The organism is Pseudoflavonifractor capillosus (assembly GCF_016899775.1).
GTDB lineage: Bacteria > Bacillota > Clostridia > Oscillospirales > Oscillospiraceae > Lawsonibacter.
Genome location: NZ_JACJJE010000001.1, coordinates 1 through 14,547, shown reverse-complemented (window position 1 = coordinate 14,547; position 14,547 = coordinate 1). Strand labels below are relative to the sequence as shown.

9 protein-coding genes are annotated in these 14,547 nt (G+C 60.3%); 7 read left to right on the top strand and 2 right to left on the bottom strand.

Features of this window, described 5'->3' with window-relative positions:
- Positions 1-82: 82 nt before the first annotated feature.
- Positions 83-667 (bottom strand): UBA domain-containing protein, encoded by a 585-nt coding sequence (locus H6B31_RS00045; RefSeq protein ID WP_204896656.1) that lies wholly within the window; start codon positions 665-667, stop codon positions 83-85.
- A gap of 259 nt (positions 668-926) precedes the next feature.
- On the opposite strand from H6B31_RS00045, the gene truA reads away from it, so the two are divergent.
- The 7 genes from truA to H6B31_RS00010 all read left to right on the top strand — a co-directional run bounded on the left by truA (position 927) and on the right by H6B31_RS00010 (position 11,664).
- Complete coding sequence (gene truA, locus H6B31_RS00040) at positions 927-1,682, top strand: tRNA pseudouridine(38-40) synthase TruA (protein ID WP_204896655.1); 756 nt, start codon at positions 927-929, stop codon at positions 1,680-1,682.
- A 107-nt stretch (positions 1,683-1,789) separates the two neighbouring features.
- Positions 1,790-2,962, top strand: coding sequence for a DUF5711 family protein (locus tag H6B31_RS00035; protein ID WP_204896654.1), 1,173 nt, complete (start codon positions 1,790-1,792; stop codon positions 2,960-2,962).
- Between the two features lie 31 nt (positions 2,963-2,993).
- Positions 2,994-3,707, top strand: coding sequence for a CvpA family protein (locus tag H6B31_RS00030; RefSeq protein ID WP_204896653.1), 714 nt, complete (start codon positions 2,994-2,996; stop codon positions 3,705-3,707).
- A gap of 77 nt (positions 3,708-3,784) precedes the next feature.
- Positions 3,785-6,103, top strand: a complete 2,319-nt coding sequence (locus H6B31_RS00025; protein ID WP_204896652.1) for an ATP-dependent Clp protease ATP-binding subunit — start codon at positions 3,785-3,787, stop codon at positions 6,101-6,103.
- 926 nt (positions 6,104-7,029) lie between these two features.
- Positions 7,030-7,539 carry a cob(I)yrinic acid a,c-diamide adenosyltransferase gene (locus tag H6B31_RS00020; RefSeq protein WP_204896651.1) on the top strand — a complete coding sequence of 170 codons (510 nt, stop codon included), beginning with the start codon at positions 7,030-7,032 and terminating at the stop codon, positions 7,537-7,539.
- A 299-nt stretch (positions 7,540-7,838) separates the two neighbouring features.
- Positions 7,839-10,472: a pyruvate, phosphate dikinase gene (gene ppdK, locus H6B31_RS00015; protein WP_204896650.1), complete on the top strand. Its 2,634-nt coding sequence runs from the start codon at positions 7,839-7,841 to the stop codon at positions 10,470-10,472.
- Positions 10,473-11,148: 676 nt separating this feature from the next.
- A complete protein-coding gene (locus H6B31_RS00010; RefSeq protein WP_204896649.1) occupies positions 11,149-11,664 on the top strand; it encodes a hypothetical protein in 516 nt (171 codons plus the stop codon).
- Between the two features lie 51 nt (positions 11,665-11,715).
- On the opposite strand, the gene H6B31_RS00005 is transcribed toward H6B31_RS00010, so the two are convergent.
- On the bottom strand, positions 11,716-14,547 hold a 2,832-nt coding region (locus H6B31_RS00005; RefSeq protein WP_204896648.1), incomplete at its 5' end, for an S-layer homology domain-containing protein.

Here is a 14,547-nt window from a genome sequence, read left to right as displayed (position 1 = left end):
CCATCTTCTCCTTGCGGCGGCCGCCCGGCAGGCGGCGCACCTGTTGATTTCCCTGCCCGGCGGGCGGGAACGATACAAAATGTTATTTCTTACGGTTATTATACTTTTCGTGCTGGTTTTTCAGCTCGTCCATCACCTGACGGCCCACATCGGCTGCCGTGCTGGCCGCCGAGTCCATCATGCCGTTGATGGTGTCGTTCTCCAGGTCCGGCCCGGCGATCTGATACCGGAAGCCCAGGAACAGCCCCAGGATCAGCAGGGGAATGGCGATCCAGTACAAAAAGATCACAAAAATCAGCAGAATCAGCATGGGGACGGCGGTGATGGGCTGCCCCTTGCGCCAGATCTCCAGCTCATTGTCCAGCAGGATGCGCCGCAGCCAGTGGAGCAGATGGCGCACGCCCCGGCGCTTGTGCTTTTTCTGCTTGGCCTGTTTGGCCTCGGGCTTCACCTGGAGGACCGGCAGCTCCTGGGGCGGCGGAGGGGGGGCCTCATTCTTGGTGGAGTAGTAGGTGTCCTCCGGCCGGGGGATGACCCCCTGCTCCTCCAGATAGATCAAAGCGTCCAGCAGATTGCCGCCGCTGTATTCCAGGGCCGCCTTGGCCTGGCCGTAGGACACGTTGGCCTTTTCCCGCAGGCGCTCCACTTGTTCCAATGTGATTTCCATGGGATTGCTCCTTTCCCTTGGGATGGATGACGGCCCTGGGCCGGTTCATCGTCTCTCAGTATACCGCGGCGGTCTTAAAGGGTACTTTTCTCTTTCTTAAAATCCGATTAAATGCACCTTTTTCCGAAAAAGGGACGCTTGCCCAACTGATTATACTATGTTATAATCCCGATAGCAACCCAGGAACCAGTGCGGGAGAGCGTCCCGCCCGCAGCGGCGGGCGGGATTTTTCAGCTGGGCAGCCTGTGAGGAGGATACCATGGAGGAGCGGAACATCGCCTTAAAACTGATGTATAACGGGACGGCCTACCACGGCTGGCAGGTGCAGAAAAACGCGGTCACGGTGGCGGAGACTTTGGAGAAGGCCCTCTCCACCGTGGTGTGCCACCCGGTGAAGTGCACCGGGGCGGGGCGCACCGACGCCGGCGTCCACGCCGAGGTCTATGTGGCCAACTTCCGTACCACCTCCACCATCCCCTGCGACCGGATCCCCCTGGCGGTGAACACCCGCCTGCCCCGGGACATCGTGGTGGTGAAGGCCACCCAGGTGCCCATGAGCTTCAACGCCATCGGCTCCTGCCAGCGGAAGGAGTACACCTACCGCATCTACAACTCCCGCCTGGGCAACCCCTTCTATGTGGACCGGGCCTGGTTCTACCCCAAGCACCTGGACGAGGCGGTGATGCAGCGGGCGGCGGACCAGTTCGTGGGCACCCACGACTTCCGGGCGGTGCGCTCGGTGGGGACCGAGACCCGCACCACAGTGCGCACCGTCCACTACTTCCAGGTGTCCCGGGCTGGGGAGCTGATCGAGTGTCGGGTGTGCGCCGACGGCTTCCTCTATAACATGGTCCGGGCCATGACGGGCACCATTGTCTACGCCGCCGAGGGAAAGCTGTCCCCGGAGGACATCCCGGCTATCCTGGCCTCGGGCAACCGGACTCTGGCCGGCCCCACCGTGCCGCCGGGAGGGCTCTATATGACCAAGCTGTGGTATGAGGAGAACGTGCTGTAAGGGGCGGCGCAGGAGACCTCACCCGCGGGGCAAAATGCCCGGCGCAAAGATTCCAACCATCCTGACGCATCAAACAGATGCCCAATGCAACGATAAGGAACAGGCACATGAAAGAACAACAGGAATCAAAACCGAAAAAACCGAATATCCTAGTTCGTCTGATCGCCCTGCTGGTGACGGCGGCGCTGCTGCTGGGCGCCCTAGTCCTGGTGGTCTACCGGGACCGGCTGAACCTGGACGCGCTGGCCCGGTGGTTTGAGTACCGGAATCTGGAGACCAGCGAGAGCGGCGAGGCGGCTCCCTTCTCCCACGCCGGGGGCAGGCAGGCCAGCTTCGCCTATCTGGACAGCGGCGTGCTTCTGGCCTCGGATACCGGGGCCCGGTACTACTCCTTCTCCGGGGAGCTGTACGCCGAGGAGGTGCGGAATCTGGAGCAGCCGGTGCTCACCCACTCCAGCAGCTGCGGCGTGGTCTACGACGCGGGCGGCCAGGATCTGTTCCTGTTCAGCGGGGTGGAGGAGGCATTCCACCTGACCCTGGACAGCGGGGAGCTGCTCTCCGCCCGGGTGAACGACTCGGGCTGGCTGGCGGTCACCTCCCACGGCGGGGGCTGGCGCGGCCTGGTCACGGTGTACGACAGCTCCTACAACACAGAAGAGCCCCCCATCCAGATCCGGCTGTCCACCACGTTTGTTGTGGACGCCGCCGTCTCCCCCGACTGTAAGACGGTGGCCGTCGTCACCATGGGACAGGAGGGCGGCACCTTCCAGAGCGAGGTCCGTTTTTATCCGGTGGACTCTCAGGAGCCCTCCGCGGTGATCTCTCTGGGCAACACAGTGGTGCTGGACCTGGACTATGAGGAAGGACTGCTGTGGGTTCTGGGGGAGGACCAGGTCTCCGCCATCCAGGAGGACGGGACGGCGTCCGGCGTCTATACCCTGGGCCGGAATTACCTGAAGGGGTGCAGCTTCGGCGGGGACGGATACGCCCTCCTGCTGCTGGGCCGCTATCAGGCCGGCTCGGCGGAGCAGGCGGTGATTGTGGGGCCGGACGGAACGGAGCTGGCGTCCCTGGACCTCACGGCCAACGTGCTGGACTTTGACGCTGCCGGCCGCTATGTGTCCCTGCTTACTGGGGACCGGCTGGATATTTACACCTCGGATTTCACTCCGTATAGTAGTTTGGACCAGACGCAAAACGCACGGTATATCTCTTTGACTGATTCCGGAGCGGCCCTGCTGGCCAACTCCCAGCAGGCCTGGCTGTATCTACCGTCTTAAAAACCAGCGATCCGCAGAAGAGGAGTATTTCATGGGATTTTTCATCTTTGATCTGATTGTTTTAATTGTACTGATCCTGGCGGTGATCCAGGGCTATCGGAAGGGCTTTGTCCTTACGCTGTGCGGCTTTTTGGCCGTTTTTGTGGCGTTTATCGGAGCAAGCATCCTCTCCGACGCCCTGGCCGGACCGGTGAGCCAGGCCATCACCCCCGCCATTGAGAGCGGCATCCAGGACACTGTGGGCAGCTACTACCAGTATACGCCCCCGGTTGAGGACAGCGGGGACGGCAGCACGCCGGGGGACGCCTTCTTTGACGAGCTCCCCCTGGAGGACGTGCTGGCCGCCCTCCAGGACTCCTCCCTCTACCGCAGCCTCACCCAGAATTTCCAGCAGGCGGTGGAGGACGGTGTGGAGACCGTCGCCGCCAACGCCGTCCGGGCGCTGGCGGAGTATGTGGCGGTGCAGCTGACCAGGACGGTGCTGTTTCTCCTGTGCTTCGTGCTGATTCTGGCGGGGTGGTTTGTGCTCAGCCACGCCCTGGACCTGGCCTTCAAGCTGCCGGTGCTGTCCACCCTGAACCAGTGGAGCGGGGCGGCCGTTGGGCTGGTGAAGGGCGGCGTGCTGCTGTTTATCGCCTGCTGGCTGTTTCGGGGACTGATCCCCCAGGAGGCGGTGGAGCAGTCTATCCTGCTCCGCTTCTTCTGCACCACCAATCCGTTTCTGTTAATTGCCTCCATTTTTTAAAAGATTCATAACCAGTTCACAATTATGGTGTATGGTTTCCCACGAGACGAAGTTTTCTCCGGAAAGGAGTGGTATGCATGCAGCCGACTATGTGCAGCCGCTGTCACAAGAATGTGGCGGTGATCTTTATTACCAAGCTGGAGGGCGGCGAGACCAAGAACGAAGGTCTCTGTCTCAAGTGCGCCCGGGAGCTTGGCATCAAGCCCATTGATGATATGATGAAGAAAATGGGCATCTCCGACGAGGACCTGGACAACCTCACCAATGAGATGATGTCCGCCTTCGGCGGGGCCGAGGGGATGGAGGGCCTGATGGCCCAGCCCAACCAGGAGGAGGGCGATGAGGACGACGGACGCACCGCCACCTTCCCCTTCCTGAACCAGCTCTTCGGTGGAAATGGCGGCCAGAACGGCCAGCCCAACCCCGGCGGAGATCCCAACCGGGGGGAGAAAACCGCCCAGAACGGCAAGGGGGAGCGCCCCGCCAAGCGCAAGTTTTTGGAAAACTACTGCATCTCCCTCACCAAGCGGGCCCAGGAGGGCAAGCTGGACAAACTCATCGGCCGGGACCGGGAGCTGGAGCGGGTCATCCAGATCCTGAACCGCCGCCAGAAGAACAACCCCTGCCTCATCGGCGAGCCCGGCGTGGGCAAGACCGCCATTGCCGAGGGGCTGGCTATGAAGATCGCCAAGGGGGACGTCCCCTATAAGCTCCAAGACAAGGAGGTCTATCTGCTGGACCTCACCGCCCTGGTGGCGGGTACCCAGTTCCGGGGCCAGTTTGAGAGCCGGATGAAGGGCCTCATTGAGGAGATCAAAAAGCTGGGCAACATCATCCTGGTCATCGACGAGGTGCACAACATCGTGGGGGCCGGGGACGCGGAGGGCTCCATGAACGCCGCCAATATCCTGAAACCCGCCCTCAGCCGGGGGGAGCTCCAGGTCATCGGCGCCACCACCCTCAACGAGTACCGCAAGCACATTGAGAAGGACACCGCCCTGGAGCGGCGCTTCCAGCCGGTCATCGTGGAGGAGCCCTCCATTGAGGACAGCGTGAAGATCATTGAGGGGGTGGCCCCCTACTACGAGGCCTACCACCAGGTGTCTATCTCCCCTGAAATGTGCCGTCTGGCCGTCACCATGAGCGAGCGGTACATCACCGACCGCTATCTGCCCGACAAGGCCATCGACCTGCTGGACGAGGCCTGCTCCAACGTGAACCTGAAAAACCGGACCCTGGCCCGGGAGGCCGAGATCTCCAAGGAGATGGCCGACCTGGAGAAGGAGAAGGAGGTCATGATGGCCGCCGACACCGAGGAGGCCTACGCCCGGCTGGCCAACATCCGCAGCATGGAGCTGCGCCTAGAGGCCGAGCAGCACCAGCTCCAGCAGCAGGGCGTCCCCGCCCTGACGGCGGAGCACCTGGCCAACGTGATCGAGCTTTGGACCAACATCCCCGCCAGCCGCATCCAGGAGCAGGAATTTGAGCGGCTCTCCAAGCTGGAGGACCGGCTGAAGGAGCACATCGTGGGCCAGGACGAGGCGGTCCACGCGGTGGCCGCCGCCATCCGCCGGGGCCGGGTGGGCATCAGCCCCAAGCGCAAGCCCGTGTCTTTCATCTTTGTGGGCTCCACCGGCGTGGGCAAGACCGAGCTGGTGAAGCAGCTGGCCCAGGACCTGTTCAACGCCCCCGAGTCTCTGATCCGGCTGGATATGTCGGAATTTATGGAGAAGTACGCCGTCTCCCGGATCATCGGCTCCCCTCCTGGGTACGTGGGCTATGACGAGGCGGGACAGCTCACCGAGAAGATCCGTCGGAAGCCCTACTCGGTGGTCCTCTTTGACGAGATCGAGAAGGCCCACCCGGACGTGCTGAATATTCTCCTTCAAATTCTGGACGACGGCCACATCACCGACGCCCACGGACGGAAGGTCAACTTTGAAAATACCGTCATCGTGATGACCTCCAACGCCGGCAGCAACACCAAGGTGGGCTCCGTGGGATTCAACCGCACCGCCGACGAGCAGGGGAAGGACCGGGCCATGAAAGCCCTCCAGGACTTCCTGCGGCCCGAGTTCATCAACCGGGTGGACGAGATCGTCTACTTCCACCAGCTCACCGAGGACAACTTCAAGGCCATCGCCGGTCTGATGCTCAAGGAGCTGAAGGACTCCCTGGCCGAGCGGCACATCTCCCTCACCTGGGAGGACAGCCTGCTGGACTATCTGGTCAAGAAGTCCTACTCCGCCGCCTACGGCGCCCGGAACCTGCGCCGCCTCATCCAGAAGGAGCTGGAGGACGCCATCGCCGAGCGGATCATCAGCAGCTGGCAGCACCCGGTCAGCCAGATCAACGTCTCCTCCGACGGGGACAGCCTGATTTTGACCACGGTTTGATCCTTTTCAGCAGGCCGCCCGAGGGCGGCCTGCTTTTCTTATCAGGTAAGAAGAAGGCAGACGGCGCGTCCGGGAGGCCGCATCCCGAGGTAATCATACCCCACGGGGGACGGGCGGCCACATGGGGCCGCCCCTACGGCGTACCCGGAAACCGTTCCTTCCTTTCGTAGGGGCCGGACACTGGCCGGCCCGCTGAGGGGTTCCTGTCATTCCGGAGCCCACCCTCATCCGCCTCGCATGTGCTCGGCACCTTCCCCCTGAAAGGGGGAAGGCTTTCGGGCGGCTGATAGCCGCCCCTACGGTGTATCCCGAAGCCATTCTTCCTTTATCGTAGGGGCCGGTCCCAGACCGGCCCGCCAAGCATGGGGAAATTTCCGAGATACGGCGGGAGGGACAATTCCCTATCCCCTCTGGCCCTTCGGGCCATCTCCCCTTGATAAGGGGAGTCTTCCCCTCCCCTACGAATCGCAAGAAAACCCTCCGTGTCTGGGTAGGGGAGCCCCTTGGGGCTCCCGCCGGGGGCAAGCAAAGAGGTCACCCTCATCCGCCCCCTTCGGGGGCACCTTCCCCCTTGGAGGGGGAAGGCTTAGGGCCCGCCAGGATACGCACCGGAAGCGTTGGCTGAGGAAACCCAGGCGCATGAGTGGAACCGCACCAGCGACAATTTTTGCAAACCTAGGGCCCAGTGGTCCGGCGGGAATTCAGACCAGCCATTCAGATTTTGCGCGCCGGAAATTTTGCAGAACCCATCAAGAATGCGTCCCCCGCAACGGGGGCCGGGGAAAGGCGACTATGAGCACGAAGTGCTCATCTGGAGCCGTCCCCGGGGGCGTTTTGCCTTCTTTTTCGCCATGGAAAAAGAAGGTCGCCGCCCGCAGGCGGCGAAATCCCCTGCGAAACTCCCCAAGGAAACAAGGAGGAATATTATGATCCATCTCTACTGCGGCGACGGCAAGGGAAAAACCACTGCCGCCATGGGCCTGGCCCTGCGCATGGCGGGCCGGGGAAAGCCGGTGGTCATCGCCCAGTTTTTAAAGGGGGCGGACAGCGGAGAGCGGTACGCCCTCTCTCTGCTCCCAAAGGTGACCCTGCTCCCCGCACCGGAGCAGATCAAGTTTTCCTTTCAGCTTACCCCGGAGGAGCGGGCGGCGGAGCAGAAGCGCTACCTCCGGCTCATTGCTCAGGCCCGGACGGCGGCTGGTGAGATCCCGGATGGGTTGCTGGTGCTGGACGAGGTGTGCGCGGCGGTGAACACCGGCCTGCTGCCTCTGGAGGAGGTGCTCTCCTGCCTGGAGGCGGCGGCCTGCGAGGTGGTCCTCACCGGCCGGGACCCGGCCTCGGAGCTGCTGGCGCGGGCCGATTATGTGACCGAGATGAAAAAGCTCCGCCACCCATACGACCGGGGGACGGCCGCCCGTCAGGGGGTGGAGTGGTAGCCCCTCCTTTTGGAGGATGTCCGTCATGCAGAAAAAAGTAACGATTTTTCACAATGTTCGGCGGAATAGAATATTTTTCACTCGGGCTGGGAGAAAAACCGTGAAAAATACCCAGGAAGTTGTTGCAATATTTCCTTCAAATAGGTATAATGGGGAATGCGATATCCCGGCGGAACAGGACCGCCGGACCATCGGCGTGGGGCGGGGACCTCTGCTTCCGGGCTGCTCAAAGTGAGAAGGAGACAAGCCATGGCATGGGCGCCGCCGCCGTGTTAAGCAACAGAAAGGAATGAAGGTAAATGGCTAACAAGTACGTGTACCTCTTCTCTGAGGGCAACGCCAACATGCGCGAGCTGCTGGGCGGCAAGGGCGCCAACCTGGCCGAGATGACCAACATCGGTCTGCCCGTGCCTCAGGGCTTCACCATCACCACCGAGGCCTGCACTCAGTACTATGAGGACGGCGAGAAGATCAACGATGAGATCCAGGCCCAGATCATGGAGTATGTGGGCAAGCTGGAGGAGATCACCGGCAAGAAGTTCGGTGACAAGGAGAACCCCCTGCTGGTCTCCGTGCGCTCCGGCGCCCGCGCCTCCATGCCCGGCATGATGGACACCATCCTGAACCTGGGTCTGAACGAAGACGTGGTGAAGGTGCTGGCCGAGAAGTCCGGCAACCCCCGCTGGGCCTATGACTGCTACCGCCGCTTCATCCAGATGTACTCCGACGTGGTCATGGAAGTGGGCAAGAAGTACTTTGAGGAGCTCATCGACAAGATGAAGGCCGAGCGCGGCGTCACCCAGGACGTGGAGCTCACCGCCGACGACCTGAAGGAGCTGGCTGAGCAGTTCAAGGCCGAGTACAAGGAGAAGGTGGGCTCCGACTTCCCCACCGATCCCGTGGACCAGATGATGGGCGCCGTCAAGGCCGTGTTCCGCTCCTGGAACAACCCCCGCGCCATCGTGTACCGCCGCATGAACGACATCCCCGGCTCCTGGGGCACCGCCGTCAACGTGCAGTCCATGGCCTTCGGCAACATGGGCGACGACTGCGGCACCGGCGTGGCCTTCACCCGCAACCCCGCCACCGGCGAGAAGAAGCTCATGGGCGAGTTCCTGACCAACGCCCAGGGCGAGGACGTGGTGGCCGGCGTGCGCACCCCCATGCCCATCCAGGAGATGGCCGAGAAGTTCCCCGAGGCCTTCGCCCAGTTTGAGCAGGTGTGCAAGACCCTGGAGGACCACTACCGCGACATGCAGGACATGGAGTTCACCGTGGAGCACGGCAAGCTCTACATGCTGCAGACCCGCAACGGCAAGCGCACTGCCGCCGCCGCTCTGAAGATCGCCTGCGACCTGGTGGACGAGGGCATGATCGACGAGAAGAAGGCCGTGTCTATGATTGATCCCCGCAACCTGGACACCCTGCTCCATCCCCAGTTTGACCCCGAGGCTCTGAAGAAGGCCACTCCCGTGGGCAACGCTCTGCCCGCCTCCCCCGGCGCCGCCTGCGGCAAGATCGTCTTCACCGCCGACGACGCCAAGGAGTGGGCTGCCCGGGGCGAGAAGGTGGTCCTGGTCCGTCTGGAGACCTCTCCCGAGGACATCGAGGGCATGGTCGCCTCCCAGGGCATCCTCACCGTCCGCGGCGGCATGACCTCTCACGCCGCCGTGGTGGCCCGCGGCATGGGCACCTGCTGTGTCTCCGGCTGCGGCGCCATCAAGATGGACGAGGCCAACAAGCAGTTTGAGCTCTCCGGCAAGGTCTATCACGAGGGCGACTGGCTGAGCCTGGACGGCTCCACCGGCAACATCTACGGCGAGGCCATCCCCACCGTGGACGCCTCCATCGGCGGCGAGTTTGGCCGCATCATGGCTTGGGCTGACAAGTACCGCCAGATGAAGGTCCGCACCAACGCCGACAACCCCCGCGACGCCAAGCAGGCCATGAAGTTCGGCGCCGAGGGCATCGGCCTGTGCCGCACCGAGCACATGTTCTTTGAGGCCGACCGTATCCCCGCCATCCGTCAGATGATCTGCTCCGACACCGTGGAGCAGCGCGAGGCCGCCCTGGCCAAGCTGGAGCCCATGCAGCAGGGCGACTTCGAGGCCATGTACGAGGCCATGGAGGGCAACCCCATCACCATCCGCTTCCTGGACCCCCCGCTGCACGAGTTCGTCCCCACTGAGGAGGCCGACATCGCCCAGCTGGCCCAGGATATGGGCAAGTCCGTGGAGGACATCAAGGCCATCATCGCCTCCCTGCACGAGTTCAACCCCATGATGGGCCACCGCGGCTGTCGTCTGGCTGTCACCTACCCCGAGATCGCCGTGATGCAGACCAAGGCCGTCATCAAGGCTGCCCTGAACGTCCAGGCCAAGCACCCCGAGTGGAACATGGTCCCCGAGATCATGATCCCCCTGGTGGGCGAGGTCAAGGAGCTCAAGTACGTGAAGAGCGTGGTGGTGGCCACCGCCGACGAGATCATCAAGGCCGCCGGCTCCAACATGACCTATAAGGTGGGCACCATGATCGAGATCCCCCGTGCCGCCCTCACCGCCGACGAGATCGCCAAGGAGGCCGAGTTCTTCTCCTTCGGCACCAACGACCTGACCCAGATGACCTTCGGCTTCTCCCGCGACGACGCCGGCAAGTTCCTGGACGCCTACTACGAGAAGAAGATCTACGAGTCCGATCCCTTCGCCCGTCTGGACCAGAACGGCGTGGGCCGTCTCATCGAGATGGCTGCCAAGCTGGGCCGTCAGACCCGCCCCGACCTGAAGCTGGGCATCTGCGGCGAGCACGGCGGCGACCCCTCCTCCGTGGAGTTCTGCCACAACACCGGGCTGGACTATGTGTCCTGCTCCCCCTTCCGTGTGCCCATCGCCCGGCTGGCTGCCGCCCAGGCCGCCATCAAGAACCCCCGCAGCTGAGGAACAAGCGATTCAGAACTGAAAAAACAAACCAGAAGCCCCGGTTCAGAATGAACCGGGGCTTCCTTTTCTTGAAAGAAAAGGAAGCAAAAGAACTTTTTGCGAAACTGCGTTTCGCCTCTGTGTTTTAAGGGACAGGTCTAAAACCTGTCCCTTTTCCTGCATGCAGAGCCGTTCGTAAACGCGGTGTAGGGGCGCACATTGTGCGCCCGCGTTTTTTGCCCCAATTCCGCCGTAGGGGCGGGTGTCCTCACCCGCTCACCAAAAGGGAGCGGATGAGAGACAAAATCCCAAAGATGTCAATGGATTGCACCGACGTAGGGCGGGGGCTTGCCCCCGCCGCCTCTTTTGTAGGGCGCGGCCTCCCGGATACGCCGCCTGGCCTTACCACGTCTCCGCCGTAGGGGCGGCACACTGGGCCGCCCGCCTTCCAACAGGCGCACTCCGTCCTAATTCCCAATATATGTATCAAAACGTCCCACAAAACGCCAAATTCCTCCCTATTTGAGTGGACCAAAGCCTTTCCTCCACAGGAGGAAGGCCGAAGGCCAAAAGGGGTAGGGGGGCATGCGAAGCGTGATGGATGAGGGGGCTGGTTTTCACCCCCTGTAGGGGCGGCCCCATATGGCCGCCCGTCCCAATATCGCCCCAACCCAAACAAGGAGGAATTTTACTTATGGCAACCAATCAAACGACCAATTACCAACTGAACCAGTGGGAACCCACAGACCAGGTTTTACGCACCGACTTCAACGCCGACAACGCCAAACTGGACGCGGCGTTGGAGGGCAAGGCGGACACAGACGAGGTAAAAATACTGTCAAATGCGCTGAGCAGTCTAGAGTGTAAAGGTGCTCTTCTAGAGGATGCAATTACGCAATGCGGCAACTGCAACATTTATACAACAAGTTACGTTGGAACCGGAGTCTATGGAAATGACGAGCCAAATTCTCTTACCTTCCCTAGAACACCATTGATAGTTTTTATCGGAGACTGTGGCAATGATGGCCGCTTTTTTTACGCTATACAGGGTATGACAAAAACATTTACCCAGGCTACGGGATATTCTGTTAACATCTTGGCCTGGAACGGCAGTACGCTCACATGGAGCCATCACATGGGGCCGTCCGGACAGATGAATAATTCTGGAACCACTTATAAAGTAGTCGCATTGCTCCAGGCTGGAACATGAAAAAAAGCCTCCCGGGTTTTCCCGGGAGGTCTTAATGCAAAAGTCCAGTGATTAGTTATTCGTGAAAATCACAGAGACATTGCCGCAGGTGGCACGGTAAGTAGCACCAGAAGCCACAGGCAGAGTAACCTTGCCGTCAGCGTCAGTAGTAAATGTGCCAACCGTCACGTAGCCATTGGCCTGGAGCTGTTCCAGAACGATCGTGGCATTGGGAACCTTATTGTCAGTGTTGGCTTCGGTAGCATACAGGTTGTTGCTGCTGTCAACAAAGACCAGATTTTTCACATTGCCGCTGTTGCCATAGTCAGGAGTGTTGCCGCTGTTAACAGAAGTGTAGTCGTAGAAGAACACCCACTGAGCGACACCGTCAGCATCCAGAACAGCAATCACGCGGCCAGCATACTGCAGATCGGAAGAGTTGGGGTTTGCGTCGGCCAGAGTACTGAAAGCTTCCTCAACGGAACCATACTCAACCTCGTCACGGTCACCGTTTACAACCTGGCTTACAACCGCCTTGGCGTCGCGAGCAACGGCCAGTCCCACATCGTTGCTGTCGGGAGTATAGTGCAGAGTCCGTCCGATCAGGTACAGAGGAGCACCAGCGGTATTTCTGGCAGAGACCTCGATGTTGTAGACATCAAAGCCCTCCACAGAGTCGCCCAGATCAGTATTGTCATAGATCTTATCGGTGTCCACGTCGTTGATCTTGGTCACGTAGTTGTCCGCATCCAGAACCAGTTCCTGAACAGTGCCGGGCTCCAGATAATCAACGGTTCTGCTGTACTTGCTCTTGATGGTCATGGTCTGGATCTCGCCGTTCAGAATGACGTCGATATCCCAGTAGTAGTTACCATCGGAGTCCTTCTCCTCGGCGTAAGCACCGGTCAGGATGTAGGCGTAGTTGTCCACAGCGCCCTCGGCCTCGCCCAACACGATGGCGGCGATGATATAATGATCGCTGTCATATACGGCAACGACCCAGTCATTAGGAGCATAGGACAGGCGAGCATCCTGAACACCGGTATAGATACCAGTTACTTCGTCGATGACCTGACCACCGATGCTGGCAGTGGTTTCGTCCTCAACAGTGATGTAGATAGAATCATCATTGCCGTAGGAACGACCGGTGCCAGCTTCATTTGCGGTCAGAGACAGGTTATCCGTGCGGATGGTGACATCATCACTAGTAGTGTTGCGGTTCAGAGTCCAACGGGCGACGGGCTCCAGGGTGTACACGCCATCATCTTCGGTGTAAGTGAACCAGCGGTTATACTGATTCGAATTCTCCCATTTAGCATATCCCGTGTTGCCGTCGTCGATATAATCCTGAATATTCTCGTTGGTATCCTTAGCATCAACTTCGATCTGCTCCATGGTACCGTCGGTGAAGATAGCCAGAGCATCGGCGTTCACAACACCCATGGCGCTGCTGTTCATATCATAGGCAGCGATGAAGACATACTGGTCATCGCCGGAGTACAGCTCGGCACCAATGAAGTTGCCGTACTGGTCCAGATAAACATTGTAGGTCTTATCGGTCAGCAGTTCACCGAAGTAGTCACCCAGAGTGGCCTCTTCGTACCAAGCATTCACGTTGTTCTGGTACTCAGTGCCGCCGGTGGTCAGCTTGGTGACGCGGTCAGTGGAGCTCTGATTGTTCTCGTCGTCATCACTGGACTTACTGAAGCGAGTGATCTCGACGTCGGTCAGGATCTCGACATCAAATACAGCGACAACATCCTTGTTCGCGGTACTACCTGCCCAGTTGACCAGGACAAAATCCCCTTCCTTGAGGTCGGCGATTTCGGGAACATCTTCCACATCAACACGCTTGGCAATGCCGTCAGCGGTGTTGTATACCTGCAGAGAAATAGTCTCGCTGCTCTCGCTGTAATTGCTGTTGGCCTGAGCCAGATAGGTGTTGATGGACGCGATGGTGATTTCGTCGCGGTCGTCGTCCAGATAGATCTCAGTCAGAACACCGCGGCCAGTAGCACCAACATTCTTCTCATTAGAGCGAACCAGCAGGTCCTTGCTCAAAGTGTATTCCTCGCCATCCTCATAAGCATAGAGGTCGTTGTCGCGGATGGTGGAGGTGCCCAGCAAATTGTAGATCTCGCGGCCAGTAACCCCCTCAGTGTAGGACTCAACCATCAACTCACGCTTGGCATAGGTGCCGATATCCTGGCTATCGTAGGTCCAGTTGCGGGCAGGGCGGCCAAAGTCGTCGGTGTCGTTGTCATTCAGCCGCAGGTCGCCCATGTACAGCTGCTCGCCCAGCTCCACGATGGACCGGTTAGCGTCGGTGGTGTTGCTGGTAGAACGTACATCGTCGATAGCGGTGGCATAGGTCTGGTTGCTGGTGATGTAGCTGTAGGTGACATTGTTGTTGATGGTCACGTCACCAATGGTCCAGCTGCCGTCAGTGGAAGCCTCCACAGTGCCGGACTTCAGGGTGTTCAGCACCAGCTGAGCCACGTCGTTGCGGGTCATGGCCTGAGTTACGCCGGAGTCCACGCCGTTGAACAGGTCGATGGCGTTGCCCTGGCGGGTGGTGGCCAGCTGCCAGTCGCTGCCGAAGTCGGAGGCGTACTGGAAGTAACCCAGGGCCTTCATCAGCATCAGGGCAGCCTGAGCGGTGGTCACGGTGTCGGAACCGCCGTAGATGGTGCTGCTGTAGCCGGCGGTGATGCCGTTGGTCCAGCAGGCGGCTACATAGGGCTCGGCCCAGCTGGGCACGTCGGTGAAGGGACTGGTATTCTTGTAGCTGGCGACATTGTACTCCATCAGGTTGGCCATAATGACCGCCATCTCGTTGCGGGTGACGTTCTGATCAGGGTTGAAGTCTCCGTTCTCGTCGCCGACCATGATCTCCACGGCCTG